Annotated in this window: 24 protein-coding genes and 1 tRNA gene; 12 read left to right on the top strand and 13 right to left on the bottom strand. The window is 63.7% G+C overall.

The window, feature by feature from the left end:
* Nucleotides 1-105: 105 nt before the first annotated feature.
* Nucleotides 106-1,632, bottom strand: a complete 1,527-nt coding sequence (locus P6U23_RS22640; RefSeq protein ID WP_407181545.1) for an undecaprenyl-phosphate glucose phosphotransferase — start codon at nt 1,630-1,632, stop codon at nt 106-108.
* A gap of 149 nt (nt 1,633-1,781) precedes the next feature.
* Complete coding sequence (locus tag P6U23_RS22635) at nt 1,782-2,930, bottom strand: glycosyltransferase family 4 protein (RefSeq protein ID WP_407174795.1); 1,149 nt, start codon at nt 2,928-2,930, stop codon at nt 1,782-1,784.
* A gap of 239 nt (nt 2,931-3,169) precedes the next feature.
* Here P6U23_RS22635 and P6U23_RS22630 point away from each other — a divergent pair, with 239 nt between their 5' ends.
* On the top strand, nt 3,170-5,410 hold the full coding sequence (locus P6U23_RS22630) for a GumC family protein (RefSeq protein ID WP_407174794.1): 2,241 nt from the start codon (nt 3,170-3,172) through the stop codon (nt 5,408-5,410).
* A gap of 16 nt (nt 5,411-5,426) precedes the next feature.
* On the opposite strand, the gene P6U23_RS22625 is transcribed toward P6U23_RS22630, so the two are convergent.
* Nucleotides 5,427-6,614, bottom strand: coding sequence for a GNAT family N-acetyltransferase (locus tag P6U23_RS22625; RefSeq protein WP_407174793.1), 1,188 nt, complete (start codon nt 6,612-6,614; stop codon nt 5,427-5,429).
* 131 nt (nt 6,615-6,745) lie between these two features.
* On the opposite strand from P6U23_RS22625, the gene P6U23_RS22620 reads away from it, so the two are divergent.
* Nucleotides 6,746-7,792, top strand: coding sequence for a polysaccharide deacetylase family protein (locus P6U23_RS22620; RefSeq protein WP_407174792.1), 1,047 nt, complete (start codon nt 6,746-6,748; stop codon nt 7,790-7,792).
* Here the strand turns inward: P6U23_RS22620 and P6U23_RS22615 are convergent.
* Nucleotides 7,789-8,001 carry a DUF2842 domain-containing protein gene (locus tag P6U23_RS22615; RefSeq protein ID WP_024506794.1) on the bottom strand — a complete coding sequence of 71 codons (213 nt, stop codon included), beginning with the start codon at nt 7,999-8,001 and terminating at the stop codon, nt 7,789-7,791. The genes P6U23_RS22620 and P6U23_RS22615 overlap by 4 nt on opposite strands.
* Nucleotides 8,002-8,107: 106 nt before the next feature.
* Between P6U23_RS22615 and P6U23_RS22610 the strand changes: the two genes are divergently transcribed.
* Nucleotides 8,108-9,196, top strand: coding sequence for a COX15/CtaA family protein (locus P6U23_RS22610; RefSeq protein ID WP_407181544.1), 1,089 nt, complete (start codon nt 8,108-8,110; stop codon nt 9,194-9,196).
* Nucleotide 9,197: 1 nt separating this feature from the next.
* On the opposite strand, the gene P6U23_RS22605 is transcribed toward P6U23_RS22610, so the two are convergent.
* The 4 genes from P6U23_RS22605 to P6U23_RS22590 form a co-directional block, all read right to left on the bottom strand.
* Nucleotides 9,198-9,584: a hypothetical protein gene (locus P6U23_RS22605; protein WP_407174791.1), complete on the bottom strand. Its 387-nt coding sequence runs from the start codon at nt 9,582-9,584 to the stop codon at nt 9,198-9,200.
* 88 nt (nt 9,585-9,672) lie between these two features.
* Nucleotides 9,673-10,953 (bottom strand): O-acetylhomoserine aminocarboxypropyltransferase, encoded by a 1,281-nt coding sequence (locus P6U23_RS22600; RefSeq protein WP_407174790.1) that lies wholly within the window; start codon nt 10,951-10,953, stop codon nt 9,673-9,675.
* Between the two features lie 149 nt (nt 10,954-11,102).
* A complete protein-coding gene (locus P6U23_RS22595) occupies nt 11,103-11,687 on the bottom strand; it encodes a CoA-binding protein (RefSeq protein ID WP_407174789.1) in 585 nt (194 codons plus the stop codon).
* Nucleotides 11,688-11,816: 129 nt separating this feature from the next.
* A complete protein-coding gene (locus tag P6U23_RS22590) occupies nt 11,817-12,638 on the bottom strand; it encodes an enoyl-CoA hydratase (protein ID WP_407174788.1) in 822 nt (273 codons plus the stop codon).
* Between the two features lie 70 nt (nt 12,639-12,708).
* Between P6U23_RS22590 and P6U23_RS22585 the strand changes: the two genes are divergently transcribed.
* From P6U23_RS22585 to P6U23_RS22565, 5 genes are all read left to right on the top strand, one after another.
* Nucleotides 12,709-13,140 carry a PaaI family thioesterase gene (locus P6U23_RS22585; protein WP_407174787.1) on the top strand — a complete coding sequence of 144 codons (432 nt, stop codon included), beginning with the start codon at nt 12,709-12,711 and terminating at the stop codon, nt 13,138-13,140.
* 160 nt (nt 13,141-13,300) lie between these two features.
* A complete protein-coding gene (gene rplM, locus P6U23_RS22580) occupies nt 13,301-13,765 on the top strand; it encodes a 50S ribosomal protein L13 (protein ID WP_407174786.1) in 465 nt (154 codons plus the stop codon).
* Nucleotide 13,766: 1 nt separating this feature from the next.
* Nucleotides 13,767-14,243, top strand: a complete 477-nt coding sequence (gene rpsI, locus P6U23_RS22575; protein ID WP_024506802.1) for a 30S ribosomal protein S9 — start codon at nt 13,767-13,769, stop codon at nt 14,241-14,243.
* 278 nt (nt 14,244-14,521) lie between these two features.
* Nucleotides 14,522-15,736, top strand: coding sequence for a diguanylate cyclase (locus P6U23_RS22570; RefSeq protein ID WP_407174785.1), 1,215 nt, complete (start codon nt 14,522-14,524; stop codon nt 15,734-15,736).
* A gap of 318 nt (nt 15,737-16,054) precedes the next feature.
* Entirely contained in the window at nt 16,055-16,357 is a 303-nt protein-coding gene (locus P6U23_RS22565; protein WP_407174784.1) for an antibiotic biosynthesis monooxygenase family protein, read from the top strand.
* A gap of 8 nt (nt 16,358-16,365) precedes the next feature.
* On the opposite strand, the gene P6U23_RS22560 is transcribed toward P6U23_RS22565, so the two are convergent.
* Complete coding sequence (locus P6U23_RS22560; RefSeq protein ID WP_407174783.1) at nt 16,366-17,490, bottom strand: AI-2E family transporter; 1,125 nt, start codon at nt 17,488-17,490, stop codon at nt 16,366-16,368.
* Nucleotides 17,491-17,691: 201 nt separating this feature from the next.
* Between P6U23_RS22560 and P6U23_RS22555 the strand changes: the two genes are divergently transcribed.
* Nucleotides 17,692-18,474, top strand: a complete 783-nt coding sequence (locus tag P6U23_RS22555; RefSeq protein WP_407181543.1) for a gamma-glutamyl-gamma-aminobutyrate hydrolase family protein — start codon at nt 17,692-17,694, stop codon at nt 18,472-18,474.
* A 308-nt stretch (nt 18,475-18,782) separates the two neighbouring features.
* On the opposite strand, the gene glnA is transcribed toward P6U23_RS22555, so the two are convergent.
* Nucleotides 18,783-20,192 carry a type I glutamate--ammonia ligase gene (gene glnA / locus P6U23_RS22550; RefSeq protein ID WP_024506807.1) on the bottom strand — a complete coding sequence of 470 codons (1,410 nt, stop codon included), beginning with the start codon at nt 20,190-20,192 and terminating at the stop codon, nt 18,783-18,785.
* A 159-nt stretch (nt 20,193-20,351) separates the two neighbouring features.
* A complete protein-coding gene (locus P6U23_RS22545; RefSeq protein WP_011441447.1) occupies nt 20,352-20,690 on the bottom strand; it encodes a P-II family nitrogen regulator in 339 nt (112 codons plus the stop codon).
* A 384-nt stretch (nt 20,691-21,074) separates the two neighbouring features.
* Between P6U23_RS22545 and P6U23_RS22540 the strand changes: the two genes are divergently transcribed.
* Nucleotides 21,075-22,574 carry an NAD(P)H-hydrate dehydratase gene (locus P6U23_RS22540; protein ID WP_407174782.1) on the top strand — a complete coding sequence of 500 codons (1,500 nt, stop codon included), beginning with the start codon at nt 21,075-21,077 and terminating at the stop codon, nt 22,572-22,574.
* Between the two features lie 19 nt (nt 22,575-22,593).
* Here P6U23_RS22540 and P6U23_RS22535 read toward each other — a convergent pair whose 3' ends face one another.
* Nucleotides 22,594-23,676, bottom strand: coding sequence for an enolase C-terminal domain-like protein (locus tag P6U23_RS22535; protein WP_407174781.1), 1,083 nt, complete (start codon nt 23,674-23,676; stop codon nt 22,594-22,596).
* A gap of 10 nt (nt 23,677-23,686) precedes the next feature.
* Nucleotides 23,687-25,021, bottom strand: a complete 1,335-nt coding sequence (locus tag P6U23_RS22530) for a multicopper oxidase family protein (RefSeq protein ID WP_407174780.1) — start codon at nt 25,019-25,021, stop codon at nt 23,687-23,689.
* 125 nt (nt 25,022-25,146) lie between these two features.
* Here P6U23_RS22530 and P6U23_RS22525 point away from each other — a divergent pair.
* Together P6U23_RS22525 and tig are read left to right on the top strand one after the other, a co-directional pair.
* Nucleotides 25,147-25,231: transfer RNA gene (locus P6U23_RS22525), tRNA-Leu, on the top strand.
* A gap of 157 nt (nt 25,232-25,388) precedes the next feature.
* Nucleotides 25,389-26,747, top strand: coding sequence for a trigger factor (tig, locus tag P6U23_RS22520; RefSeq protein WP_407174779.1), 1,359 nt, complete (start codon nt 25,389-25,391; stop codon nt 26,745-26,747).
* Nucleotides 26,748-26,808 lie beyond the last annotated feature (61 nt).

The following is a 26,808-nucleotide window of genomic DNA, read 5'->3' as shown; positions in this document are numbered from 1 at the left end:
CCGCGAAAGCAGGGGATCCAGTCATCCGAGCAGCCGATGTGATGTTCGCCGCCTCGGATCACGGGATCGCCCGGTCGAGCCGGGCGATGACACCGAAATAAAACCTCAATACGCGTTCTCGCTCTTGGTCATCAGGGCGATCGGCGTCTTCAAGAGAATGCAAGCGTCCAACAGCACCGACCAGTTCTCGATGTAGTAGAGGTCGAACTCGACGCGCTTCTGGATCTTCTCTTCGTTGTCGATCTCGCCGCGCCAGCCGTTGATCTGGGCCCAACCGGTGATGCCTGGCTTGACGCGATGGCGTGCGAAATAGCCGTCGACCGCTTCGTCGAACAGGCGGCTCTGCAGCTTGCCCTGCACGGCATGCGGGCGCGGGCCGATCAGCGAGAGATTGCCCTTGAAGACGACGTTGAAGAGCTGCGGCAGCTCGTCAAGGCTCGTCTTGCGGATGAAGCGCCCGACGCGGGTGACGCGCGGATCGTCCTTGGTCACCACCTTCGAGGCGGTCGGGTCGGCCTGGTGATGGTAGAGCGAGCGAAACTTGAAGACGTCGATGCGCTCATTGTTGAAGCCGAAGCGCTTCTGCCGGAACAGCACCGGGCCCGGACTGTCGAGTTTGATCGCCAGCGCCACCAGCGCCATGACCGGCAGCGCGGCCAGAAGGATCATGCCGCCGACGACGCGATCGAACAGCCATTTCATCACCAGATCCCAATCGGTGATGGGCGCCTCGAACACGTCGAGCGTGGGCACCTTGCCGAGATAGGAGTAGGAGCGGGGGCGGAAGCGCAGCTTGTTGGTGTGCGCGGAAAGGCGGATGTCGACCGGCAGCACCCACAACTTCTTCAACATTTCCAGGATGCGCGTCTCCGCCGAAATCGGCAGCGCGAACAACACTAGGTCGACGCGGGTGCGCCGGGCAAATTCGACGATGTCGTCGACCTTGCCCAGTTTCGGAACGCCGGCGCAGGTCTCCAGCGCGCGATCATCATTGCGGTCGTCGAACACGCCGAGCACGCAAATATCTGAATCCTGCTGCGCCTTCAGCGCCCGTATCAGTTGTTCGCCGCTTTGGTCGGCGCCGATAATGACGGTGCGACGGTCGAGCCGACCCTGCCGTGCCCAGCGCCGCACCAGGGTGCGCAGGATCAGCCGTTCGGCGATCAACGCCGCAAGGCCCAGGGAGAAGAACGCGGACAGCCAGAGCCGCGACACGGCGCCGCCCATCTTGGCAAGGAAGGACGCACCCATGAACAGCAGGAACACGAACGCCCAGGATGAGATCATTCGCGTCATCTGCCGGAGCTGGCCGCGAAACACCTGCACCTGGTAGATGTCCGCGGCCTGGAAGCAGACCACGGTGGCGATCGTCATCGCGAAGATGGCGGCGACATATTCCCAGCGAAAACCGTCGAGCCGGACCACGTAGCCGAAGTAGAGCGTAAGCCCGACTGCGCTCAAGAGCAGAAAATCGGCGAGGCGCACGACGCCTGCGATCACGATCGGCGAGTAGGCGCGGCCGACCTTCTGATCGGCCACCGCGAGCGCGGCCGGTGAAAGCCGGCGTCGCCTTTCAACCAGGGGGCGGCCGTCCGTTGTCGCCGTCGCGGCGAAAGCCGCGGCATCCAACATCGAGCGTGCGTTGATCGGTTCCACTGTCGTCCACGTCCCGTTGCCGTGCGCCAAATAGGTGTTGGCGCGCCAATGCGGAATGCCCCCAGGACGGGGCTTAGCGGACAATTCGGAAGAAACTGTTAGCTTGGTAAACGAGGGTTACTGAATCATTTCCGGGCGTTCGAGAGCGTGGCGAATGCATCGCGGTAACCGGCCAGTACGCCCTCGACCATCGCCTTCTGCGAGAAATCCGCGAAGATGCGCTCGCGCAGGGCCTTGGCGCGCGCCAGCATTGCTTCGGGATCATTGAGCGCAGTCTTGATCGCATCGGCCATCGCCGCGACGTCGCTCGGGGCGAACAGGGACTCGCAGTGGGGGCCGAAGATTTCCGGAATGCCGCCGACCCTGGCGGCAACCATCGGGATCCCCGCGGCGCCCGCCTCGATCACGACATAAGGCATGGAGTCGCCGCGTGAAGGGACGACCAGGAGCCGCCCCCCGGTAAAGCCGTCGCGCGCCTTGACGTGACCAATGAAGCGCACCGAATGGGTCAAAGCCAGCCTTTCGACTTGCGCCTTCAGCGCCGCCGTTTCCTCGCCATCGCCGGCCAGCGTCAGCGTCAATGGCTTGCCCTCGGCATGCAGACGCGCCACCGCGTCGATCAGGAGATCGGCGCCCTTGATGTGCCGGAACTCGCCGACATAGACGAGGTCGGTTGCATCATCCGCCTTGCGGACAGGATCGAACTCGTCCGCGGTCACACCGTTGAACACGCAGCGCACCACGCTTTTCGGCGTGCCGATGATGCGCTGATAGGTGTTGCGCGCGAATGCGCTTTCGAACAGGAACAGATCGGTGCTGTCCATCAGTGCGCGCTCGAGGCGGCTGTAGAACGCGCCCTTGAACGTCTCAGGCGGGTAGTGCAGCGAGCCCCCATGCGGGGTGTAGACGCGGATGGCCGATTTCGAGCGGGGTCTTAAGCGAATGAAAGCGCCGGCTTTGGCGCCATGCCCGTGCAGCACGTCCGGGCGCAAGCGACGGATCAGGCGCATGAACTGCGCCCACACCAAACCATCCGTCGCCGACGGTTCGCGGCGAATGGCGAGCCGATGAACGCCGAGCTTGAGGCGTGGCGCGATAGCGGCCAACGCCTTGTCCGCGCGCTCGCCGCCTGTGAGGCTGTCGGCGAGGATGCCGACCTGATAGCCGCGATCGGCCTGTCCATTGGCGAGGTCGAGGATATGACGGAAGATTCCGCCGACGGGCGCGCGGACGGCGTGCAGGATGCGAAGCGGCCGGTCGGGGGGCGGGGACATGATCAGAACCAGCCTATGCTGGCGCGCGCGGGCGATTACACGGCTCTCGACGGCACGCGCGCCTGGCACGGCACAACCTTCGGGAAATCTCGATTCCGATTAAGGGCTTTGGTGGTTAACAAAGCATAAGCGCGACTGTTTTCAGCGCCTCTTTCGTCGCGCGGGATTAACTCCGCCTCAACCTTAATGGAGTGTAATCGGAGAAGGTAAAGTGGGGTCGTGTTCTTCGGGGGTGTGTGATGCGTTGGGCGTTCTGGCGTGGGGACGGGAACAAGGCTGAGGCCCGAGAGGCCGTCGAAAAGCCTGCGCCAGCTCCCGAACTGAAACCCGTTATGTCGGTCGCGGCCGGCGATATCGATCTGCGTGCGCTCGGCGAGGCGCTTGCGCGCAAGCGGACCTGGATCATCGTGCCGACTTTGCTCGCGGCCGTGTTGTCTGTCGCCGTCGTCAACGTCATCACGCCCCGCTACAAATCCGAGGCGCGAATCCTGATCGACGGGCGCGAAAACGTGTTCTTGCGCCCAAATGGCGAGCGCAACGAGGAGCGTACCGCGCTCGATCCCGAGGCGGTGACGAGCCAGGTGCAGCTCGTGCTCTCGCGCGACCTGGCGCGTGAGGTGATCAAGAAGAACAAGCTTGCCGAACTGCCGGAGTTCGATCCCGTGTTGCGCGGTGTCTCGCCGCTGAGATCGCTGGCGGCATTGTTCGGGATCGGGCGGGATCCCTATTCGATGACGCCGGAAGAGCGTGTGCTCGATTCCTATTTCGAGCGTCTCACGGCCTATGCCGTCGACAAATCGCGCGTCATCGTCGTGGAGTTTCAGTCGCAGGATCCGGAGCTGGCGGCGCGCGTCGCCAATTCGATCGCCGACGGCTACCTGGTCCTGCAGCAGAATGCCAAGCAGCAGCAGGCCAAGGCGGCGAGCCAATGGCTGGCGGGCGAGATCGACAGTCTGCGTCAGAGGGTCGCCGACGCCGAGGCGCGCGTCGAGGACTTCCGTTCCAAGTCGAGCCTGTTCGTCGGCACCAACAACACCACTTTGTCCAACCAGCAGTTGGGCGAGGTCAATACCCAATTGAACAATGCGCGAGCGCTCAAATCGGACGCCGAGACCAAGGCGCGGCTGATCCGCGAAATGCTCCAGAGCGGCAAGCCGATCGAGGCTTCGGAAGTGCTCAATTCCGAGCTGATGCGCCGCCTGACCGAACAGCGGGTGACCTTGCGCGCGCAGCTCGCCGAGCAGTCCTCGACCTTGCTCGATAATCACCCGCGCATCAAGGAACTGAAGGCGCAGCTTGCCGATCTCGACCATCAGATTCGCGACGAGGCCGCCAAGATCTCCCGATCGCTAGAAAATGACGCGCGGATCGCCGGCGGGCGCGTCGAGAGCTTGAGTGCGAGCCTGGATCAACTGAAAAAGCAAGCCTCGTCCTCCAACGGCCAGGACGTCCAGCTCCGCGCGCTGGAGCGGGAGGCCAAGGCCCAGCGCGATCTCCTCGAGTCCTATCTTGCCAAATATCGCGAGGCCACGACGCGCGAGACCATCGATGCCACGCCGTCGGATGGCCGCATCATCTCCCGCGCCATCGTCTCCAATACGCCCGCCTATCCGAAGAAGCTGCCGATCGTCCTGATCGCGACGCTGGCGACGCTGATGCTGAGTGCCGGCGTGATCGTGACCGGCGAACTCCTGCGCATCACGGCGCCGCGCGCGGTTGCGGCCTTCACGGGCGCGTCGCAACTTCCGGAGGCACCTGCGGTTGAGCCTGCGGTTCACGTCGCCACAGAGCCTGTGTTCGAACCTGCTCCGCCCCTTGCGCCTGCTGCGGTGGAAACGCACATCGACGCGCAAGCGCCTGCCGAAGCGGCGCCCGCTCTCGGCGAGATCGAAGAGTTGGCGCAAGCGCTGGCCGGAGCCGGCGAGGCGGGCCGCAGGGTCACCGTGCTCGGCACCGCGAGCGGTGACGGCATTACGTTCACGGCATTGACCTTGGCGCGCCTGCTTGCCCGGAGCGCGCGGGTGGTCCTGGTCGACCTCGCGGCGTCCTCGCCGATGTTTCACGCCAGCTCGGTCGATCCGGTCGCACCAGGCATCGCCGAACTGATGCAGGGTGAGGCCTCGTTCTCGCAAATCATCACCCGTGATCGGCTCTCGCGCGTTCATCTGGTCAGCGCCGGGCGTCCCGGGTTCGACCGCGGCTTGTTGCAGTCGCCGCGGCTGATGCTCGCGATCGACGCCCTGTCTCGTGTGTATGATCACGTGCTGCTCGACGCTGGCCTGGCCTCCGATCTGCCGGCCGAACTGCTCACCGCCAATGCGCGAGCGGTGGTGGTGCCGGATGCAGCGATGCAGGCGGACGCCCGCACTCTCTTATGCGAACAGCTCAAGGCCGTCGGTTTCGGCAGCGTGACGATGCTGAGCAAGCCGGCTGAGCCGTCGGATACTCCGGATCCAGCGCCGCGCGTGTTCGCAGCCTGACCTCGCGCGCCGTGTCTTAGCGGAGCGCTTTGCGAACGCCTTGGGCCAGGCGAAGGAGCGCCGGGTTGCGCTTCACCGCACGCTTGCCGCGAGCGAGGACGGACATCGCTGCCGCCGCAAGCCTGCCGCGGGCATTGAGCGGAATGAAACTGTCGAAGATCGGCTCCGCGCTCTTGCAGAACAGATGTTTGTAGTCGTTCGAGCCGATGCCGAGATCGAGGGCACGATAGCCGCGTGCCGCATAATGATCGACGATGTTGCGCAGCAGGATCAGGCCCGGGCTATAGCGGGAGTGATCCGAGAGCGTGTAGGTGTTGAACATCATCGAGAAGCGATAGCCGTCGGCAACCCCGGCATAGAGCGCGATGATCTCCTCATCGCACTGCAGCGCATGGATATCGATCACGCGGCCCTCGCCGGGCCGTCGTGTCAGGCAGGCCTTGCGGACGAAATCCGCAACGCCCGGATCGGCGAATACGTTCGGCAGCCCTTGCTGCGCCATGCGCAGCGGCTTGATGCGGAAGAACCAGTCGAGCAGGCGATCGATTTCCGCATCTTCCGTCGCGACGTGATGACGGTAACCGGGAAGTTTCTCCAGCTTGCGTTCCTTGGCCCGCAGCCGCTTGCGGAAGGAGTTGCTGATCAGCGATGAAGACGGAGCACCCGGCTGCATGTTCAACACCGGGCAATCATTGACCGAGGGCTGATGCGGCAACAGCGCAAACGGGTTCTGCACATCGCGCCAGCGCAGCGGCTGCTGCGCCAGCGCGAGCACGTCGGCCGCGGACCGTTCGCGGAGTTCGTGGATGACCGCATCGAGATCGGCGCGTTGGGCCGCCGCGGCAAAGGCGCGATCCCACAGCGCCATGTTGAAGGTTGTATGCTTGCCGCCCATGAAGGAGGCGACGCGAACGCCATGGCTTTGCTTGAGGATGAGCGGCAGCAGCAGCAGCGGGCGGTGCTCGGCATCATAGCCGATCACGACCAGCGGCGTCGCATTGTCGCGCGAGCCGACCTCGCGCTGCCAGCAGGCGAGAAAATCAAGCCGCTGATAAGGCGTGAAAAGCTGCTCGGGTGTCTCGAGGCTCCGCCAGAGGGTTTCGGCGGATTCGAGATCGCTTAACAGGTCGATATGCGCGATGCGGCCTGGTTTCGACCGCGCCGGCGCTTCTGCCGTGCTTTCGATCGCGGCAGCCATTGTCATCGCCAGATCCGAATTGACGGGAAATATTTGCGCTTTTCCAGCTCAAGGCGAGCTTTGCAAAGAAGTGTCAACAAAGAGTAATGACAGTGTGATGGGGCGCGGGATAACCGCTTGTCAAAAGGCGGGGACAATTGGCATCCGATAACAGATGGCTGACGAGCCTCAAGCTTGAGCTCGCCTATTTCAGCGGCCGCGTGTGGTGGAGCGGGAAGGAGCGCGGCGGAGCCGGCGCAATTCTTCGTTTCCAGCGTGTGCGCCCACGCCGGCACGGATCGTTTCAGCCGCTCAGAGCCGACGAAATCACGCCCCGATTCCTCGATCGCACCATTCGGGCCTTGCAACGCTGGAACTACGACATCGTCGGCCTCGACGAGGCGTGCCGGCGTGCCGTCATCATGCCGCAGCCGCGGCGCTTCGTCTGCCTCAGCTTCGACGGCGCCTACAAGGATCTCATCACCTTCGCCTATCCCGTGCTGTCGCGGCGTCGGGTTCCCTTCATCGTCTATGTGCCGACAGCCTGCGTGGACGGGGTTGGCGAACCATGGTGGCTGGCGCTCGAGGAGATCATCGGCAGGGAGCGCCGGCTGAGCCTCGTGGTCGAGGGCGACGAACGGCACTTCACGATCAGGACGAGCGGCGAAAAACACGAGCTCTACGCGTTCCTCTCGGGATGGATGCGCTCGCTGCCGCCACCCGAGCTGTCGGCGGCCATCAACGATCTTTGCAGACGCTATTCCGTTGACCTCGCGCGGCTCACGCGCGACGCTTTCATGGACTGGACCGATCTGGCGAGGCTTGCGGCCGACCCCAACGTGACCATAGGCAGTGCGACCGTGAACCATCCCGTGCTGTCGAACCTGAAAGACGCGGATGCCTTACGCGAGATGACGATGGGCAGGGCCGTTGCGGAGACCGCCCTCCGCCGCGAGATCAGGCATTTCGCCTATCCGTTTGGGGATCGCGCGTCATGGCGGCGTGCCCACGTGTTGATGACGGAACAAGCCGGGTTTGCCAGCGCCGTCTCTTCCATTCCCGGAATCGTGGAGGCGGAAGGGCGCACCAATTTGCACGCGCTGCCGCGGGTCGGTTGGGATGGGCGAGGGCACTCGTTGCGCGCCATGCGCGTCCTGCTGTCCGGCGTCGCCTTCGCGCCGGTCCAGCCGACGCGGAGCATTTAGGATTTGAAATCGGGCCGCGACATCCAGCTTACGATCGGCATCGCCGGCAGCACCCAGCCCATGCCCGCCACGACATAGAAGATCGCCTGCAGCAGCCCGGAATTGGCCAGCACCGGCAGTTGCGCCACCGCCATGCCGGTCAGCGACCACACCAGCGCCAGCAGCAGGAGGGCGATGGTTCCAAGCAATTTGCGGGTGCGGATCGTCATGACGGAAATGTTTGGCCCGGGCGTTACGGCCGCGGCTTGCGCGCGGCAGGGCCGCGACTATAAGGGGCACGCCAATCCATTCAAGCCGGTGTTCCGCCCATCTGTGATGACGATTGCCGCCCAACCAGCCTCGGCCCATCGCGCCGTCCGCATCTGGCTCCTTTCGGTCGCGGCGCTGATCGCATTGATGGTCGTGGTCGGCGGCGCCACACGGCTGACCGAGTCGGGGCTCTCAATCGTGGAGTGGAAGCCAGTCACCGGCGTGCTGCCGCCGCTCAGCGCCGTGCAATGGCAAGAGGCCTTCGAGGGATACAAGCAGATCCCGCAATATCACGCGCTCAACGCCGGAATGAGCCTGTCGGACTTCAAGACCATCTTCTGGTGGGAATGGAGCCACCGCCTGCTCGGTCGCGTGATCGGCGTGGTCTACCTGCTGCCCTTTCTCTATTTCCTCTGGCGCGGGGCGCTCAGCGCCGAATTGAAGCGGCGGCTCTGGCTGATCTTCGGCCTGGGCGCGCTGCAGGGCGCGGTCGGGTGGTGGATGGTCGCCTCGGGCCTGTCGGAGCGGATCGAGGTTTCGCACTACCGGCTGGCAACGCACCTGGTGCTCGCCCTTCTGATCTATGCGGCGATCGTCTGGACGATGCGGCGGCTCACGGAACGGGAGTCGAGCGGAGCGGCCGTGCGGCTGAAAATGACGGGCTTCGTCCTGCTCGCCGTCACCTTCGTGCAGCTCTATCTCGGTGCGCTGGTGGCCGGCCTGCGCGCGGGCCGCGTCTACAATACCTGGCCCGAGATCGACGGCGCGTTCATACCTTCGGCCGCGCGGCTATGGTTCGATACGCCCTGGTGGCGCAATCTGTTCGACAATACGCTGACCGTGCAGTTCGAGCATCGGATGACGGCCTATGCGCTGTTTGCGCTGGCGATCGCGCACGCCTTCGACGCGATGCGTTCGCGCGCCGGTGCCGCCGCTATCGGCGGCGCTTTATGGCTGGTCGCGGCGATCACGTTGCAGGCGACGCTCGGCATCCTGACCTTGCTCAACCAGGTTCCGATCGGACTGGCGCTCGAGCACCAGGCGGTCGCGATCCTGGTGCTGACGCTGGCGGTCATGCAGGCCGAGCGGCTCGCCAGCCGTCAGTTGGAAAGCGCGCCGCGCCAGGTTGCCGCGCCGCTCGGGCAGGCTGGTTAGTCTAGCAATAGCCGTAGACGCCGCAGGCGTAGGGCAGGCGCCAGAAATAGCTGGGATACGGACCGCCGCCGTAATATGGCCCCTGGTAATCATAGTCGAAGGGCCGGCCGTAATAGCCCGGCAGGGTCGTCGAGCCCGGAAGCAACGGGGTCGACGGCCCCGACGTGATCAGCACATCCGGATTGGGTTCGACGACGACCACCGGCGGCGGGGGCGGTGCGGCCTTGTAGACGAGCGTCGTCTGGTACCTGTAGTGCGCACGAGGGAGCCCCGGCGGCAGGATCACGCGGGCGTGCCGTTTGACCTGCGGCGTGACGATCTGATCCGCGGCGAAGGCGGGGCTAAGCGCCGCCATCGCCAAAGACATCAATGTCGCCAAGCGCAGCATCGGCCGCTCCGAATCCGGGAATGTTCCGAGCCAATCTATGCCGGAACATCCGTTAACGGGAGGCCTACGGCGCCAACGAGGTTAACGCTCAAGCTTTCAATGCCTGGTCCAGATCCGCGATCAAGTCTTCCTTGTCCTCGATGCCGATCGACAGGCGCACCACGTCGGGGCCGGCACCGGCCTTGATCTTGGCGGCATCGTCGAGCTGACTGTGGGTAGTCGAGGCCGGATGGATCACCAGCGAGCGGGTGTCGCCGACATTGGCGAGGTGCGAGAACAGTTGCAGATTCGAGACCAGATTGACACCGGCCTCGTAGCCGCCCTTGAGATTGAAGGTGAATACCGCGCCGGCGCCCTTCGGCGCGTATTTGCGGGCGAGATTGTTGTACTTGTCGCCCGGCAGCCCGGCATAGCTGACCGAGGCCACCGCCGGGTGGCCGGCCAGGAATTCCGCCACCGCTTTGGCGTTGTCGCAGTGCTTTTGCATACGGAGCGGCAGCGTCTCGATGCCCGTGAGAATGAGAAATGCGTTGAACGGCGACAGCGCCGGCCCGAGGTCGCGCAGACCCAGCACGCGGCAGGCAATGGCAAAGGCGAAATTGCCGAAAGTCTCCTGGATCCGGATGCCGTGATATTCGGGGCGCGGCTCGTTCAGCATCGGATATTTGTTGTCCTTCGACCAATCGAAGGTGCCGGCATCGACGATGATGCCGCCGAGCGAATTGCCATGGCCGCCGAGAAACTTCGTCAGCGAATGCACGACGATGTCGGCGCCATGATCGATCGGGCGGATCAGATAAGGGCTCGCGAGCGTGTTGTCGACGATCAGCGGCACGCCGGCCGAGCGCGCGATGGCCGCGATCGCCTCGATATCCGTGATGCTGCCGCCGGGATTGGCGATCGACTCGATGAAGATAGCCTTGGTGCGCGGGCTCACCGCGCGCTCGAAAGTCGTGATATCGTCGGGATCGGCCCACACCACGTTCCAGCCAAAGCTCTTGAAGGCGTGGGTGAACTGATTGATCGAGCCGCCGTAGAGTTTTCGTGCAGCGATGAATTCGTCGCCCGGCGTCAGGAGCTGCTGCAGCACGATCACCTGCGCGGCATGGCCGGAGGCGACCGCAAGCGCCGCGGTGCCGCCCTCGAGTGCGGCGACGCGCTCTTCGAGCACCGCGTTGGTGGGATTTCCGATCCGGGTGTAGATGTTGCCGAATGCCTGCAGGCCGAACAGCGACGCCGCATGGTCGGCATCGTTGAACACGAATGACGTGGTCTGATAGATCGGCGTCGCCCGCGCGCCGGTGGTGGGATCGGGCTGCGCACCGGCGTGCACGGCGAGGGTCGAAAATCCGGGGATTCGATCGGTCATTCGCGAGGTCCTGCTGCTCTTCGCTTGAAATTGCGCGCATGCTTATCGCGCGTGCGTTCGCCGTCAAGGCGCGGTGATCCGCCGCAGTGAATTCACAATGATCATGCTGGCCGGCGCGATGTCGCCGCAACAATCGTTTCGCAACCGCGTCAGGACTGTTCGTCCCTGCTCTTCGCGGCCCGATCGGAAGCCGCGGTGGCACCGCCGCCGACGCTCATGCGATTGAGAGACAGTCGCATGCCTTGCGTCGGTATAGGGGCGCGCTTGGCACTGATCGTGCGCGAATTGACGCCCATCCAGGAAATCTCCGAGGACAGCCTGCCATATTCAATCTTCGGGCAGCGGTTCATCACGACCTTCAGGCCGGCGGCTTCGGCCTTGGCCGCCGCTTCGTCGTCGCGGGCCCCAAGCTGCATCCAGATCACTTTCGGCAGCGGATCGAGCTTCAACGCCTCGTCCACCACCGGCATGATGTGCTTGGAGCTCCTGAAGATGTCGATCATATCGATGGGCCGGCCGATTGCGCTGAGCGAAGCGACGAAAGGCCTGCCGAGCAGGCTCTTGCCGACATGCCCGGGATTGATCGGGATCATGTCGTAGCCGCGCTGCACCAGATATTTGAACGCAAAATAGCTCGGCCGCACGTCGATCGGCGAAGCGCCGATCATCGCGATCGTCTTGACGCTGTTGAGGATGCTTCTGATGTAATCGTCGGAGTAGGTGTCGTGGTTCATTTGAGTTGTTCGTATTTTGGGCCAAGCGTCTCTGCCGTCATTCCGGGGCGATGCGAAAGCATCGAACCCGGAATCTCGAGATTCCGGGTTCGGTCCTGACGGACCGCCCCGGAATGACGGAGACCACGATTAGCGGTCCTGCCATTTCGGCTCCCGCTTCTCGATGAAGGCACCAATGCCTTCTTCGGCGTCGCGCGCCATCATGTTCTCGGTCATCACCTCGGCCGCGTAGCGGTAGGCGTCGGCAAGGTTCATTTCCGCCTGGCGGTAAAAAGCCGTCTTGCCGAGCTTGATCGTATGGGCGGATTTGAGCGCGACCTTTTGCGCCAGCGCTATTGCGGCTTCGCGCTCGCTGCCAGTACGAACCACCCGGTTGATCAGGCCAATCTCTTTGGCGGTGGCGGCCGAAATGGGGTCGCCGGTGAGCAGCATCTCCATGGCCTGCTTGCGCGGCACGTTGCGCGAGAGCGCCACCATCGGCGTCGAGCAGAACAGGCCGATATCGACGCCGGGCGTTGCGAAGCTCGCAGCTTCTGATGCGACCGCGAGGTCGCAGCTCGCGACCAATTGGCAGCCCGCCGCGGTCGCGATGCCTTGCACCGCGGCAACCACAGGCTTCGGCAGATGCACGATCGCCTGCATCATCGCACTGCAGGCATTCATCACTTGCGCGAAATAGGCGCGGCCGCGATCGGCGTCTTTGCGGCGGGCGGTCAACTCCTTCAGATCGTGTCCGGCCGAAAAAGCCGGACCGTTTGCCGCGATCACCACCGCGCGGATGCTCCGGTCTTCGCCGATCTGGTTCAGTGCGGCATGAAGTTCCGCAATCATCGCTTCCGACAGGCTGTTGCGCGCAGCGGGGCGATTGAGCGTGAGCAGGGCAATGGGACCGATCGTCTCGCGCAGCAGAATCTCGGTATCTTGTGTTGGGGCGCGGGCTGGCTCGGGCATCTGAAAATCCATTTGGGTGATATCTGCAATCTAATGTAACAGACAGCCCAAATCGAGGGCAGGAAAGCACATGGCGATTGCCAAAATGAGCGTGCCGGAACTGGAGAGATTCCTGCACGAGGAGTTTCCGCAGGCGTTCAGCACCGGGGGCGACATCACCATCGAACACGCCGACGGCGAGTCCTGTCTCTTGCGCCAGCGCTATAGCGAGAAGATGTTGCGCCCAGGCGGGACGATCTCGGGGCCGACATTGATGGCGCTGGCCGACTGCGCGATGTATGTGGTGGTGTTGTCGGCGATCGGACCCGTAGGGCTTGCCGTCACGACCAACCTCAACATCAATTTCCTGCGCAAGGGCGCGCAGGGCGAGGATGTGCTGGCCGCCGCGCGGCTGCTCAAGCTTGGCAAGCGGCTGGCGGTCGGGGAGGTCAGCCTGACATCGGGAGCCGCTTCCGACCCGATCGCCCATGTCACCGCGACCTATTCCATTCCAAACAAATAGAGAATTTGATGGTAATATCGCACCTTAATTGTAAGCGATTGTTTTTGCTCATCTAAATTTTGATCGGGGGCGTTGACGCGCGCCGGTTCAGTCTCTAGAAATCCGCCCAGTTCGGCCGCGCGTTTTCGTGCGGCCGTTTCCCTTTCACGGATTGCATCAGATGAAAACCTATTCGGCAAAGCCTGCCGAGGTGACGAAGAAGTGGGTGCTGATCGATGCCAAGGGCATCGTGGTCGGCCGGCTCGCTTCGCTGGTCGCCATGCGGCTGCGCGGCAAACATCTCCCGACCTACACGCCCCATGTCGATTGCGGCGACAACGTCATCATCATCAACGCCGCGCACGCGGTGCTGACGGGCCGCAAGCGCGAGCAGAAGGTCTACCACAAGCACACGGGCTATGTCGGTCACGTCAAGGAACGTACCGCCCGCCAGATCCTCGAGGGCCGCTTCCCCGAGCGCGTGGTGGAGAAGGCGATCGAGCGCATGATCCCGCGCGGGCCGCTTGGCCGCGTGCAGATGGGCAATCTGCGTGTCTATCCGGGCGCGGAGCATCCGCACGAGGCGCAGCAGCCGGAGAAGATCGATATCGCCAAGATGAACCGCAAGAACATGAGGGCCGCATAAGATGGCCGAGAGCATTCAGTCCCTCGATCAACTGTCGCAGTTGAAGCCGGCCGCTCCCGAAGCGCCGAAATACGAGAAGAAGGTCGACAAGCTCGGTCGCGCCTATGCCACCGGCAAGCGCAAGGACGCGGTCGCTCGCGTCTGGATCAAGCCCGGCGCCGGCAAGATCATGGTCAATTCCCGCGAGGTCGAGTCCTATTTCGCACGCCCGGTGCTGCGCATGATGATCCAGCAGCCGCTGGTCGCTGCCGCCCGCAATGGCCAGTACGACGTGATCTGCACGGTCGCCGGCGGCGGCCTTTCGGGCCAGGCCGGCGCGGTGCGTCACGGCATCTCCAAGGCGCTGACCAATTTCGAGCCGGACCTGCGCAGCGTGTTGAAGAAGGGCGGCTTCCTGACCCGCGACTCGCGCGTGGTCGAGCGCAAGAAGTACGGCCGCGCCAAGGCGCGCAAGTCGTTCCAGTTCTCGAAGCGCTAATCGCTTCGCTCGCATTTGCCGCGAATGCGGCATTCCCAAAGGCTAACAGAGTGCGATCAGAAACCTGATCGCACTCTGTTTTTTGCGGCGCATGTTTTGCAGCGCGGGGCGCCTTTTTGCTGCTTTATTGAGCCGAACTTGTCGCGGTTTTTCCTGAAAACTTGCGTGTGAACGCAAACCGATTTCGAACGCGCCGCTTCTAGCTTGTCCTCCGCAATGGGCGAGCAACGCTTTTTCCGGGGCCAACCGGATGCGCTGCCTAACATTCGGAGTGAGCGATGTCGCTCGACAGCATCACGCTATATCTGATGGCCACGCTGGTCGCCGCGCTGCTCGGCGCCATGCTGCTGTTCTTCGGCCGGCAGGAACGGAATCCCGCGTTGAAATGGTGGGGGATCGCCTATCTGCTCGGCGCAGCATCCGTGGCGTTGTGGACGATAGCCGGCAACGCCCTCGGCGATATGCTCTCGCTCGCGGTGAATGCGGTCGGATTCATCGCCTGCGGCATGGTCTGGAACGCCGCGCGTGTATTCCACGGTCGCAAGCCCAATGTGCCGGGGCTGCTGCTCGGCGCGGTTGGCTGGATCGCGGCGGTGACGAGCCTCGATCCGCATGCGGCCGCCTTGCGGATGACCATCGGCGCGGCCATTGTCGCGATCTACGCGGCCTTGACTGCCACCGAATTGTGGTCGGAGCGGCGCAAGGCCTTGCAGCGGCGTTGGCCGGCGGTCGCGATGCCGGTGCTGCACGGTTTCGTGCTGATGCTGCCGATCGTGCTCGGGGACATGCTGCGGTCCTCCGACGAGCAGTTTTCCTCGAGCATCTGGGTCACCGTCTTTTCCATCGAACTCGTGCTCTACGCGGTCGGCACGGTGTTCGTCATCTTCATGCTGGTCTCGGAACGCACGGTCACCGCACATAAGAACGCGGCCTCAATGGACCCGCTGACGGGCATGCTCAACCGCCGCGGTTTTGCCGAAGCCTGCGCGCGCGTGATCGAGCGCGAAGCCGAAGCCGGCCGTCCGGTGACCGCGTTGATCTTCGACATCGATCATTTCAAAGGCATCAACGACCGCTTCGGCCACCCCGCCGGCGACGAAATTCTCAAACTGTTCGCGACGATCGTGGTGAACAATCTGCGCATCAGCGACTTGTCGGGCCGGATCGGCGGCGAGGAATTCGCGGCGCTGTTGCCGTGCTCGCTGGAAGAGGCGGTGCTCGTGGCTGAGCGGGTGCGCGAGGCGTTCGAAACCTCGGGTATCGTGGTCGAGGAAGGCCCGGTCGATACCACCGTCAGCATCGGCGTCGCCGGCGGGCCGGCGGGCACCGAACTCGAAGTGCTGCTCGCTGCGGCCGACACCGCGCTCTACCAGGCGAAGCGCAGCGGTCGCAACCGGGTGGAAACCGCGGAGGAGTTGCCGCTGTCGCTGGAGAATTGGCGGCGCAAGACGGCGGGCCTTCCGCCGCCGAAGTCGCGGCCGGCTGTGGCCTAAAGCGCGATGGGATTAGGTCGAATCGCTATCGCGCTTTAGATTCTTGTTTGAGCATGATCTTTTCGGAAAACCGCTTCACACCTTTCCGGATCATGTTTCTAGCGGCGCCGGTCCATCGAGCGCTGCAGTGCGCGTGGGGCAGGGCGCCTTTCGGGTGCCCTTTTTCTTTTCCGCCTCGTAAGCTAGATACGCGCACCCAGCGCGATGACTTTTCTTCCAGACGTGATCGCGCTCTTGTGTTTCGATTTGAGCATGATCTGTTCAGAAAACCGGTACCTACTTTTCTGATCGTGCTCCAGAACCGGAGGCCAAACGCCCATGATCACTGAAATTGCGCAAATCGACGTCAAGCCCGGCAGCGAGAAGGATTTCGAGGCCGCCGTTGCCAAGGCGCGCGCCGCCTTCGGCCGCTCCAAGGGCTTTCACGGGTTCGAGCTGCACAAATCGATCGAGAAACCCCAGCGCTATCGTTTGATGGTCAAATGGGAAACGCTGGAAAGCCATACGGTCGATTTCCGCGGCTCGGAGAATTTTACCGAATGGCGCGGCCTGGTCGGCCAGTATTTTGCCGCCCCGCCCGAGGTCGAGCATACCGAGACGGTGCTGACGTCGGCGGTCTGAAACCCGCGTCAGGCTGCCGGCTCGACCGCGGCTTCGTCCGACTTGAAATAGTTGATCATGACCTTGGCGACGGCGATCAAGGGCAGCGCCAAGGCCAGCCCCCAGATCCCGAACACCACGCCAAGCAGGATCTGGAATGCGAACAGCGTGGCAGGCGGGATGTCGAGCGCCTGACGCTGGATCAGTGGCGTCAGTATGTAGCTTTCCATCGCGTGCACGCCGAGGAACAGGATGGCGGCGCTCAAGGCCGCGATCCATCCCGAGGCGAGACTGGCGAGCACCACGATCAGCCCGCCGATCAAGGCGCCGACCGTCGGGATGAAGGCCAGCAGGCCGGCCTGGATGCCCAGGATGAACGCGCCCTGGATCCCGATGATGGCAAGCCCGATCCAGGTGACCAGGAAGACCGCGAACATCGTGATGATCTGCGCGATCAGCCAACGCTCCAGCGTATCGCCGATGCGGTCGACGATTACGGTGGCGCGGGCGCGCTGTTTCGCGGGCGCCATGAACAAGAGCCCGCTGCGATAGATGCCGGGCTGCGCCGCAAACGCAAGTCCGAGAAACAAGACGATGAAGAAGTTGCCGACGGCGCTGACGGTGCCGAGCAGCAGTTTGAACGTCTGGCTCACGATGGCCCCGCCGCTGGAGGCAAGCGCGCCGGCGCTCGGCAGCCGGGGACCGGAGGTTGCCGGCGCAGTTGCGCCCGCGCCTGCGGCTTCGCCCGCGCCGGTGCCGCCAAGTTCGAAATAGCTGGTGTCGATGCCATGCCGGTCGAGGAAGCTTTTGACGTTCACGAGCTGTGACTTGATGGTATCGCTCAGCGCCGTGGCCTGTTGGGCGATGGTGGCGCCGCCCAGGAAAACCACGCCGGCGAACAGAACCGCCAGCACGACGCAGACGATGGCCAGCCGCAGCGCATGCGGCAGGCGGATGAACTCGCCGAGCTTGGTGGTCAGCGCGTTGAGCGCCACGGCCAGCAGGGTGCCTGTGAAGATCAGGAACAGCGTGGCCGCGAAATACCAGGTGAATGCCACCACTGCGGCAAACAGCACCGTGCCGATACCGCCGATCGTGATGGACCAGGCTAGATCCTTGCGCGCCTGCAGGCGCTCGTCATTGGATACCGACACGTTGCTCCCCGCATCCTCGCTACTGCAAAAAGCACTCTTTCGCCAAACCTGGCCGGGATCAAGCCGGGGCGGGCGCGCCGGTTGGACGCGGCAGCGCTTTTATCCAAAATTCGCATCACCGCTCCGCAGGCAGAGATGTTGATCCGGCGCAGGCCGGCGGGCATGATCACTCATTCGCCAGCCGGGAGAACGGAACGAGGTATGAGGAGGAAGCCGGTTGTCGGCGTAATCGGAAACGCCCACCGCATCGAGAACAGGTTTGCAGTGCAGGCTGTGGGCGAACGCAACCTTCGCGCCGTAGCCGAGGTGGCGGGCGCCTTGCCGCTGATGTTCGCCGGCTGCCCGGAGATTACTGACATCGGAGCCTTGCTGGACCTCGTCGACGGCATCGTGCTGACCGGCGCCCGTGCCAATGTTCATCCGACCCGCTTCAATACCGAACCGCACGCCAAGCACGAGCCCTATGACATCCTGCGCGACGAGGTGGCGCTGGCGGTGGCGGAAGCCTGCGTTACCAGGGGGATTCCCCTGTTCGGTATCTGCCGTGGCCTACAGGAGATGAACGTCGCCTTCGGCGGCTCCTTGCATCCGGAGATCAGGGAATTGCCCGGCCGGATAAACCACCGCATGCCTCGGCTCGAGAACGGTGAAATCCATCCCGATCCCAAGGTTATCTTCGCCGATCGTCATGAGGTAACGCTCGTGCCGGGCGGCGCCTTCGAAAAGATCCTAGGGTGCGAGAAAATCCGCGTCAATTCGCTGCACGGGCAGGGCATTCTGGAGCCGGGCAAGCGCGTCGTGGTGGAGGGCATCGCCGAGGATGGCACGATCGAGGCGATCCGGATTGCCGATGCACCCGCCTTCGCGCTCGGTGTGCAATGGCACGCCGAATATGATCCGCAGCGCAATCCAATCAATCGGAAGCTGTTCCAGGCGTTCGGGCAAGCGCTCGCCGCGCGCGCGAAGGTCGCCGCTCATACCTGAGTGCAAAATGGAGCAGGATGAGACCAAAGGTGCGATGAGTTGCGGTTGGATCGGTATCAACCGCGGACTCGGTTCACCTCTCCCGGAGGGAGAGGTCGGATCGCATCGATGGATGCGATCCGGGTGAGGGTTTACGGTCTCGGTTGAGAGCTGCGGCCCATCACCCGGATGGGGAGAGGTGAACCGCCGCGACGACCAACTAAACCTAATCTCATTGCGCCGTAGGTTGAGCCGCCGCGGCATCCGCGAAAGCAAAAGGCGCCCCGCGAGGGAGCGCCTTTCATTTTTCGACTGAAGCGTAGGGTCGATCAGCCCGAATAATACATGTCGAACTCGACCGGGTGCGGCGTCATCTCGAAGCGCTCGACCTCGGTCATCTTCAGCTCGATATAGGCGTCGATGAAGTCGTCGTCGAACACGCCGCCGGCCTTCAGGAAGGCGCGGTCCTTGTCGAGATTTTCCAGCGCCTCGCGCAAGCTGCCGCACACGGTCGGGATCTGCTTCAGCTCTTCCTTCGGCAGGTCGTAAAGGTCCTTGTCCATCGCCGGGCCCGGATCGAGCTTGTTCTTGACGCCGTCGAGACCCGCCATCAGCATCGCGGCAAAGCCGAGATACGGATTGGCGAGCGGATCGGGGAAGCGCACCTCGACGCGCTTGGCCTTCGGTGAGGCCGTGTAGGGAATGCGGCAGGAGGCCGAGCGGTTGCGCGCCGAGTAGGCTAGCAGCACCGGCGCTTCGTAACCCGGGACCAGGCGCTTGTAGGAATTGGTCGAGGGGTTGGTGAAGGCGTTGATCGCCTTGGCGTGCTTGATGATGCCGGCGATGTAGGACAGGCAGATCTCCGAAAGATCGGAGTACTTGTTGCCGGCGAAGACAGGCTTGCCCTCCTTCCAGATCGACTGGTGGCAATGCATGCCCGAGCCGTTGTCGCCATAGACCGGCTTCGGCATGAAGGTGGCCGTCTTGCCGTAGATGTGGGCGACCTGCTGGATGCAGTATTTGTAGATCTGCATCTGGTCGGCCATCAGCGTCAGCGTGTCGAACTTCATGCCGAGCTCATGCTGGGCGGAAGCGACTTCGTGGTGATGCTTCTCGACCTTGACGCCCATCTTGGCCATGGCGCCCAGCATTTCCGAGCGCATGTCCTGCACCGAGTCCTGCGGCGGCACCGGGAAATAGCCCATCTTGGTGCGGATGCGGTGGCCGAGATTGCCGCCCTCATAATCGGTGTCGGAGTTGATCGGCAGCTCGGAGGAGTCCAGCTTGAAGCCGGTGTTGTAGGGGGTCGCGCTGTAGCGGACGTCGTCGAATACGAAGAACTCGGCCTCGGGTCCGAAATAGACGGTGTCGCCGATGCCAAGCGACTTGACCATCGCCTCGGCCTTCTTGGCGATGCCGCGGGGGTCGCGGTTGTAGGGTTCGCCGGTGGTCGGTTCCAGCACGTCGCAGACCAGGATCATGGTGGTCTCTGCGAAGAACGGGTCGATCGTCGCGGTGACGGGGTCCGGCATCAGGCACATGTCGGATTCATTGATCGCCTTCCAGCCGGCGATCGACGAGCCGTCGAACATCAAACCCTCGGCGAACGAATCCTCTTCGATCATGCCGGCATCGAAGGTGACATGCTGCCACTTGCCGCGCGGATCGGTGAAACGCAGGTCGACGTATTTGACGTCGTTGTCTTTGATCGATTTGAGGACGTCCTTGGCGGTCTTCATGAATCCCCCTCTAGGCTACAGGTCGTCGTGATCCGTTCCGCGGACCAACGACCGCGGGTGACAGCTCAATAGCGTCGGGTGGGGCTCAAGACAACAGAAGTTGCCGGAAATACCGACCGCGCCGCCAATTTGATGCTTCTGAATCCTTCAAACGTGGAACTAAATTGCGTCCAGGCCGGATTCGCCGGTGCGGATGCGGATCGCTTCCTCGATATTGGATACGAAGATCTTGCCATCGCCGATCCGGCCGGTCTGCGCGGCGCGCCGGATGGCGTCGATGGCCTTCTCCACCAGATCGTCGCCGATCACGATCTCGATTTTGACCTTGGGCAGGAAGTCGACGATGTACTCGGCGCCGCGGTAAAGCTCCGCATGCCCCTTCTGCCGGCCGAACCCCTTGGCCTCGGTCACCGTGATGCCCTGCAGTCCCACTTCCTGGAGCGCTTCCTTCACCTCGTCGAGCTTGAACGGCTTGATGATGGCTTCGATCTTCTTCACTTGAGCGCCTCCTCGGGCCTTTCCCAATCCAACATTGCAACCTTGTCTTCAGGCTGCGCATATGCGCAGAGCTGTTCGATGCCTGAAGTTCGGACCCCGCCTGACCCTCCGGCAGTGTCCGGCGTGAGGTTTTCACGGCCAGTAGGCACGGCGAACCGAAGCGGCTTCCTCAAAAGCAGGGTCTATGCCAAGTTGTTAAGCGGCCTGATTTCGGAACGTTATCAGACTTTTAACCGGCATTTCGCTTGCTACTGAGCCGAAGCGCCACAATAGCGAAGCCTGCGAAATAGGCAAACCGATGAACGGATATGCAGTCGCTGGTGGAGACCGGTCCGCGCAAAGAAGAAATGCCTCAGGATGAGGCGATCTTACCAGGAATTCGGCATGGAAGTTCTAACCACCGCTGAGATGGAACGTGCAGACCGGCTCACCATCGCCGCAGGCACGCCGGGCTTTGCACTGATGCTGAGCGCGGGTCAAGCGGTTGCCGAGACGGCACAGGACCTGGTGGAGGAGGGACCGATCCTGGTGATCGCCGGGCCGGGCAACAATGGTGGCGACGGTTTTGTCGCCGCGGCGGAACTTGCGGCGCAGGGGCGGGAGGTCTCCGTGAGCCTGATGTGCGAGCGCGACGCGCTCAAGGGCGATGCCGCGTCCGCGGCGAAGGGCTGGAAACATCCGGTGCTGCCGTTCACGCCGCAGGCGATCGGCAAGCCCGCCTTGATCATCGACGCGCTGTTCGGCGCGGGTCTCAGCCGTTCGGTCACCGGCGAAGCCCACGAGATGATCGCGGCGATCAATGCCAATGGCGCCCCGGTCGTTGCGGTCGATCTGCCGAGCGGCATCAACGGCACCACCGCCGCGGTGATGGGGATCGCGGTGCGTGCGACCGAAACCATCACCTTTTTTCGCAAGAAGCCCGCGCATCTGCTGCTGCCCGGCCGGTTGTATTGCGGCCGCGTCCGGGTTGCCGATATCGGCATCGAGACGGGGGTGCTCGACGAGATCAAGCCGCAGGCCTTCGAAAACAGCCCGCAATTCTGGCGCAAGGCGTTCCCGGTGCCGCGGACCGACGCACACAAATATGCGCGCGGCCATGTGCTGGTCGTCTCCGGCGATATCGCCGCCACGGGAGCTGCCCGGATGGCGGCGCGCGGCGCTTTGCGCGCCGGCGCGGGCCTCGTGACGCTGGCATCGCCCCGGGATGCGCTGGCGGTAAACGCCACGGCGCTGACGGCGGTGATGGTGCGTCCGGTCGATACGGCAATCGAGTTCGGCGAGCGACTCTCCGACAAACGTCTCAACGCCTGTGTGATCGGCCCTGGCGCGGGCATTGGCGAGCGCACCCGCGAGTTCGTTCATGCCGCCCTGTCGGCGCAACGGGCATTGGTGCTCGATGCCGACGCGCTGACAAGCTATGCGGACGCGCCGGACCGTCTGTTCGAGGCCATCAAGGGCTCGCGCGACAGCCAGGTCGTACTGACCCCGCACGAGGGTGAGTTTCCGCGGCTCTTCAGCGACATCAGCAACAAGCATCCCGGCCGCTCCAAGCTCGAGCGCGTGCGGGCGGCGGCCGAGCGCTCCGGTGCGGTCGTGCTCCTGAAGGGGCCCGATACCACGGTCGCGGCGCCAGACGGCCGCGCCACGATCGCCGCGAACGCGCCGCCCTGGCTCGCCACCGCCGGCGCCGGCGACGTGCTGTCCGGGATCATCGCAGGGCTCTTGGCGCAGGGGGTGCCGGCCTTCGAGGCGGCCAGCATCGGCGTATGGATGCACGGCGAGGCCGGCCGCGAGGCGGGACCGGGCCTGATCGCGGAGGATCTGCCCGAAGTTCTCCCCGCCGTGCACCGGCACATCTACGACGAGTTCGGCATCGACTACTGAGCGGCGCCGGACGGGCTCTTCAGATCAGATATTTTGCGATTGCAGGCTCGTTCCATTCCAGCCCCAGGCCCGGTCCGCGCGCGGTGAGCGTGCCGTCCACGATCTTCATCGGATCGGCGAGGATCGCGTTGCCGAGATCCATCACCTCCAGCCAATGCGCCGTCGGCGTCACCGCGAGCACATGCGCGCTCGCTTCCGCAAACAGATGGCTCGACATCGGGATCGAAGCGGCGTCCGCTTGTCCCGCGATATTGAGCCAGCCGGTGACGCCGCCGACCTTCATCAGGTCGGGCATGATGAAGTCGCTCGCGCCGGCCGCAATGGCCTCGGCGAAGCCACGCGGAAACCACCAGTTCTCACCGGCCTGGATCGGGATCGGCGAGCCTGCGCGCACCTTGGCGTGACCCGTCAGGTTTTCCTGCGGCACGGGTTCCTCGACCCAGGTGAGGTCGTAGGGCGCAAGGCGCGCGATACGGCGCTTGGCCTCGGCCGGGTCGAGCGACTGGTTGAAGTCGATCATCAGCGCGACGTCCGGGCCGAGCAGGGCGCGCACGCCCTTCACCACGCGCTCATCATTGGCGGCGTCGCCGTCGCCGCCCTTGATCTTGATACCACGAAAGCCTTGCTCCAGCGAACGCTTGAGCGCCCGTTCGTCGGTGACCGGATCGACCGCGCCGTAACTGTCATAGGCGCGTAGGGGCCGCGCCGAACCACCCAGGAGTTCGACGAGCGGCTTGTCCGCGAGCCGGCCGAGCGCGTCCCAGAACGCCATGTCGAGGCCGGAGACGGCCATGCCAACCAGGCCCTGCCAGCCGAGCAGGCGGAATTTGGCGTCCATCGCCGCCATCAGATCGAATGGCACGATGGCTTTGCCGGTGAGATCGCGTCCGATCTCCTCGATCAGCGTGACCAGCGGTTTCAGGCTCAGCTTGTTGTAGCCGAAGATGTAGGCGTGCCCGGTAACGCCCTGGTCGGTTGCGACGTCGATCAGCACCAGGGGTGCCGCTTCGATGACGCCGAACGCGTTTTTCACGGGACGGGCGATCGGGGCGACGACGGCGCGGGCCTTGATGCTGCGAATCGCGGGGGTTGTTTTGGTCATGGTCGTTTCCTCATTCAACACTGTACCATCGCACAAGACGCGGCGCCGCCCAGGAGGTCGCAACGGATTCCAACAGCCAACGCCCGGAAAATTCCGTGGCAAAAGCGATGCGTTGCGTCTGCCCCGGTTCCACGGCGAGCGTATCCAACCAAAATGGCTTCCAGCCGTCGTCGAGCCGGTCAAGCAGGCGAAAATGGTGGCCGTGCAGGTGAAAGATGGTGGCAAGGTCGGCGCGGTTGTCCAGCGTCAGCACGACGGTCCGGCCCGCTTTGGTTTTGAACGCCGGCGGCGCCGATCCCGAAAAGCTGGCCGGACTTGTCCATTCCGGCCCTGCGAGGCTGAGATCGACCCGATGGGCGCCTTTCAGGTCCAGCCGCGCGGGCAGCCCATCGGCCGTCAATGGCTCGGCCGGCGGGAGCGGTGTCGGCCGAACCGGCGGCTCGGCTGAGATCGCCAGGCGGGCCAGGCTGCGGGCTTCCTTGCCGTCGTGCAGCAGGATCTGGGAAGCTGTGCCCGGAGTGGCCGTGGCGTCGATCAGGGCGTCGACGCGGCCACCGGGTGCCATGACGAGGGCGCTGTTGCGGGCCAGGAAGGGCTCCGCGGGCGCGCCGTCCAGGGCGATGACGCGAACGTCATATCCTTCGATCTTCAAAGCGATGACTTGGCGTTGACAGCCATTGATGAAGCGAAGCCTGAGGCGATCGCCAGAACGCACGGAAATCTCCGGCGAAACCTCTCCATTGACCGTGTAGATGGTCGATGCGTCATTGGCCGCCGCGCCCGGCGCCCAGGCCGATCCGTCGCCGCGTAACCGCCAATCCTCGATCAGGAAGGTCTCGTCGCGATCAACGGCCGGTGGGGCGTCTTCCCTGACGATTACCGGAAGTGGACGCGACGGGGCTTGCCCGTCACCCAGCAGCCGGAGGTCACAAAGGAGCGTGCCGGCGCGGCGCAGAGCCACGGAAAGAGTCGCTTCGGCTCCCGGCGCGACAGGCAGTCGCACGGTAAGCGGCTCCGCCGCCGCTGCGCCGTCCAGGCCGCGCCAGTCGACGGTCGTCGCAACCGGCAGGGCGTTTCGAAAGATGACCTCAAGCGCGCCGCGCTTGAGGCGAGGGGGTGCGGGTGGCCCTTGCAATCCCCATATTGGTATCGTCGGCTGGCCCGGGCGCAGTGCAGTCAGGCTTGGCTTTGCTTCAAGCTCCAGGGTTTGCGGGGCTTGAACACGTGTTTGCGCCGAAGCAATTCGGGATGCGGCCGGCATCAGGGAGGCGGCGGTGAGCCCGGCCATCACCTCGCGCCGATTCGGCGTCGAAATCTGCTTTGCCATGAGACCGATGCGGACCATTTCTAGTCTCTTGTGTCCAGTTGCTGCGGTGGGTTGTCAAAGGTCCATTTTTTTGCTGCGAAGGGGCGGGCCCATGTTATAAGCCCGCCGCCCGCGGCCCTCGCGGCCGGACTGATGCTGTTCACGCGGGCGTGGCGGAACTGGTAGACGCGCTGGATTTAGGTTCCAGTGACGAAAGTTGTGGGGGTTCGAGTCCCTCCGCCCGCACCAAGCGCTGTTTGGCGTTTGCACCAGGGATCACTGGAGAACCTGTTTCCTCCGCGGGATTGGTTCGCCGACACAACCGGCGCAAGGCTTTTGCCGCGCGCCGAAGGGATGGATAATTTCGGGGCCTCAACCCCGAGGAAGCAGAAGAAGATTTTTTACCATGCAGGTCACCGAAACCCTCTCGGAGGGATTGAAGCACGAATTCAAGATCAGCGTTCCCGCTTCCGATCTCGACGCCAAGGCGGATGCGCGGCTGGTCGATCTCAAGGAGAAGGTCCGCCTCAACGGCTTTCGTCCCGGCAAGGTGCCGGTCAGTCACCTGAAGAAAGTCTATGGCCGTTCGGTGATGGCCGAGACCATTGACCAGACCATCCGCGACACCAACACGCAGATCTTCACCGAGCGCGGCTTCCGCCTTGCGACCGAGCCGAAGATCACGATGCCGACCGAGAAGAACGAGGTCGACGATCTGCTGACCGGCAAGTCCGATCTGACCTACACGGTCGCGATCGAAGTGGTGCCGGCGATTCAGCTCGCCGACTTCAAGAGCTTCAACGTCGAAAAGCCCGTCGCTGACGTCACCGATGCCGATATCGACGAAGCGATCAAGCGGATTGCCGACCAGAATCGCAACTACGCCGACAAGGGCGAGGGCGCCAAGGCCGAGTCGGGCGACCGCGTGACGATCAACTTCAAGGGCATGATCGACGGCAAGCCGTTCGAGGGCGGCACCGGCGAGAAGATTCCCGTCGTGATCGGCTCCAACACCTTCATTCCCGGCTTCGAAGAGCAGCTCAACGGAATTGCGGCCGGCGAGACCCGCACGCTGAAGCTGTCCTTCCCCAAGAACTACGCCAACGCGACCTTGGCCGGCCAGCCGGCGGAGTTCGAGACCACGGCAACTTTGGTCGAGGCGCCGCAGGCGGTCGAGATCAATGACGAGTTCGCCAAAACGCTCGGGCTCGAATCGCTCGATAAGCTGAAAGAGGCGATGCGCGAGCGGCTGACGGCGGAGTTCGCCGCCGCAACGCGTCGGCGCGTCAAGCGCGCGTTGCTTGACCGCCTCGACGAGGGCCACAAATTCGAGGCGCCGCCGTCGCTGGTCGATGAAGAGTTCAACCTGATGTGGAACTCGATCAAGGCCGAGATGGACTCGAGCGGCAAGACCTTCGCCGACGAGAACACGACTGAGGACGCGGCGAAGGAGGAATACCGCAAGATCGCCGACCGCCGCGTTCGGCTCGGCCTTGTGCTTTCCGAGATCGGTGAAAAGAACAAGATTACCGTGACCGACGACGAAGTCGGCCGCGCGGTGATCGAGCGTGCGCGCCAGGTGCCCGGCCGCGAGAAGGAAATCTGGGATTATTACCGCAACAACGCCCATGCGCTGGCCCAGATTCGCGCACCGATCTATGAGGACAAGGTCGTCGACTTCATCCTCGAACTCGCCAACGTGACCGAAAAGAAGGTCTCGCGCGAGGAGCTCTTCAAGGAAGAGGACGAGAAAAGCGCGGCCTGATCGAGCGTCAGGGCGGCGTTAATGATGAATAGCGAAAGCGGCCGGGATCGCTGGCCGCCAC

This window comes from Bradyrhizobium sp. STM 3562, assembly GCF_045571435.1.
Lineage (GTDB): Bacteria > Pseudomonadota > Alphaproteobacteria > Rhizobiales > Xanthobacteraceae > Bradyrhizobium.
This window is presented reverse-complemented; position numbering and strand designations above follow the sequence as displayed.

Bases quoted from the DNA above. Each gene is read 5' to 3' on its own strand.
- P6U23_RS22640 (WP_407181545.1), bottom strand. From the start codon at position 1,632: ATGTTGGATGCCGCGGCTTTCGCCGCGACGGCGACAACGGACGGCCGC.
- P6U23_RS22590 (WP_407174788.1), bottom strand. From the start codon at position 12,638: ATGCCCGAGCCAGCCCGCGCCCCAACACAAGATACCGAGATTCTGCTG.
- P6U23_RS22600 (WP_407174790.1), bottom strand. From the start codon at position 10,953: ATGACCGATCGAATCCCCGGATTTTCGACCCTCGCCGTGCACGCCGGT.
- P6U23_RS22565 (WP_407174784.1), top strand. From the start codon at position 16,055: ATGATCACTGAAATTGCGCAAATCGACGTCAAGCCCGGCAGCGAGAAG.
- P6U23_RS22610 (WP_407181544.1), top strand. From the start codon at position 8,108: ATGACGATTGCCGCCCAACCAGCCTCGGCCCATCGCGCCGTCCGCATC.
- P6U23_RS22570 (WP_407174785.1), top strand. From the start codon at position 14,522: ATGTCGCTCGACAGCATCACGCTATATCTGATGGCCACGCTGGTCGCC.
- P6U23_RS22605 (WP_407174791.1), bottom strand. From the start codon at position 9,584: ATGCTGCGCTTGGCGACATTGATGTCTTTGGCGATGGCGGCGCTTAGC.
- P6U23_RS22630 (WP_407174794.1), top strand. From the start codon at position 3,170: ATGCGTTGGGCGTTCTGGCGTGGGGACGGGAACAAGGCTGAGGCCCGA.
- P6U23_RS22635 (WP_407174795.1), bottom strand. From the start codon at position 2,930: ATGTCCCCGCCCCCCGACCGGCCGCTTCGCATCCTGCACGCCGTCCGC.
- P6U23_RS22530 (WP_407174780.1), bottom strand. From the start codon at position 25,021: ATGGTCCGCATCGGTCTCATGGCAAAGCAGATTTCGACGCCGAATCGG.
- P6U23_RS22585 (WP_407174787.1), top strand. From the start codon at position 12,709: ATGGCGATTGCCAAAATGAGCGTGCCGGAACTGGAGAGATTCCTGCAC.
- P6U23_RS22535 (WP_407174781.1), bottom strand. From the start codon at position 23,676: ATGACCAAAACAACCCCCGCGATTCGCAGCATCAAGGCCCGCGCCGTC.
- P6U23_RS22595 (WP_407174789.1), bottom strand. From the start codon at position 11,687: ATGAACCACGACACCTACTCCGACGATTACATCAGAAGCATCCTCAAC.
- P6U23_RS22615 (WP_024506794.1), bottom strand. From the start codon at position 8,001: ATGACGATCCGCACCCGCAAATTGCTTGGAACCATCGCCCTCCTGCTG.
- rplM (WP_407174786.1), top strand. From the start codon at position 13,301: ATGAAAACCTATTCGGCAAAGCCTGCCGAGGTGACGAAGAAGTGGGTG.
- P6U23_RS22555 (WP_407181543.1), top strand. From the start codon at position 17,692: ATGAGGAGGAAGCCGGTTGTCGGCGTAATCGGAAACGCCCACCGCATC.
- P6U23_RS22625 (WP_407174793.1), bottom strand. From the start codon at position 6,614: ATGACAATGGCTGCCGCGATCGAAAGCACGGCAGAAGCGCCGGCGCGG.
- tig (WP_407174779.1), top strand. From the start codon at position 25,389: ATGCAGGTCACCGAAACCCTCTCGGAGGGATTGAAGCACGAATTCAAG.
- P6U23_RS22540 (WP_407174782.1), top strand. From the start codon at position 21,075: ATGGAAGTTCTAACCACCGCTGAGATGGAACGTGCAGACCGGCTCACC.
- rpsI (WP_024506802.1), top strand. From the start codon at position 13,767: ATGGCCGAGAGCATTCAGTCCCTCGATCAACTGTCGCAGTTGAAGCCG.
- glnA (WP_024506807.1), bottom strand. From the start codon at position 20,192: ATGAAGACCGCCAAGGACGTCCTCAAATCGATCAAAGACAACGACGTC.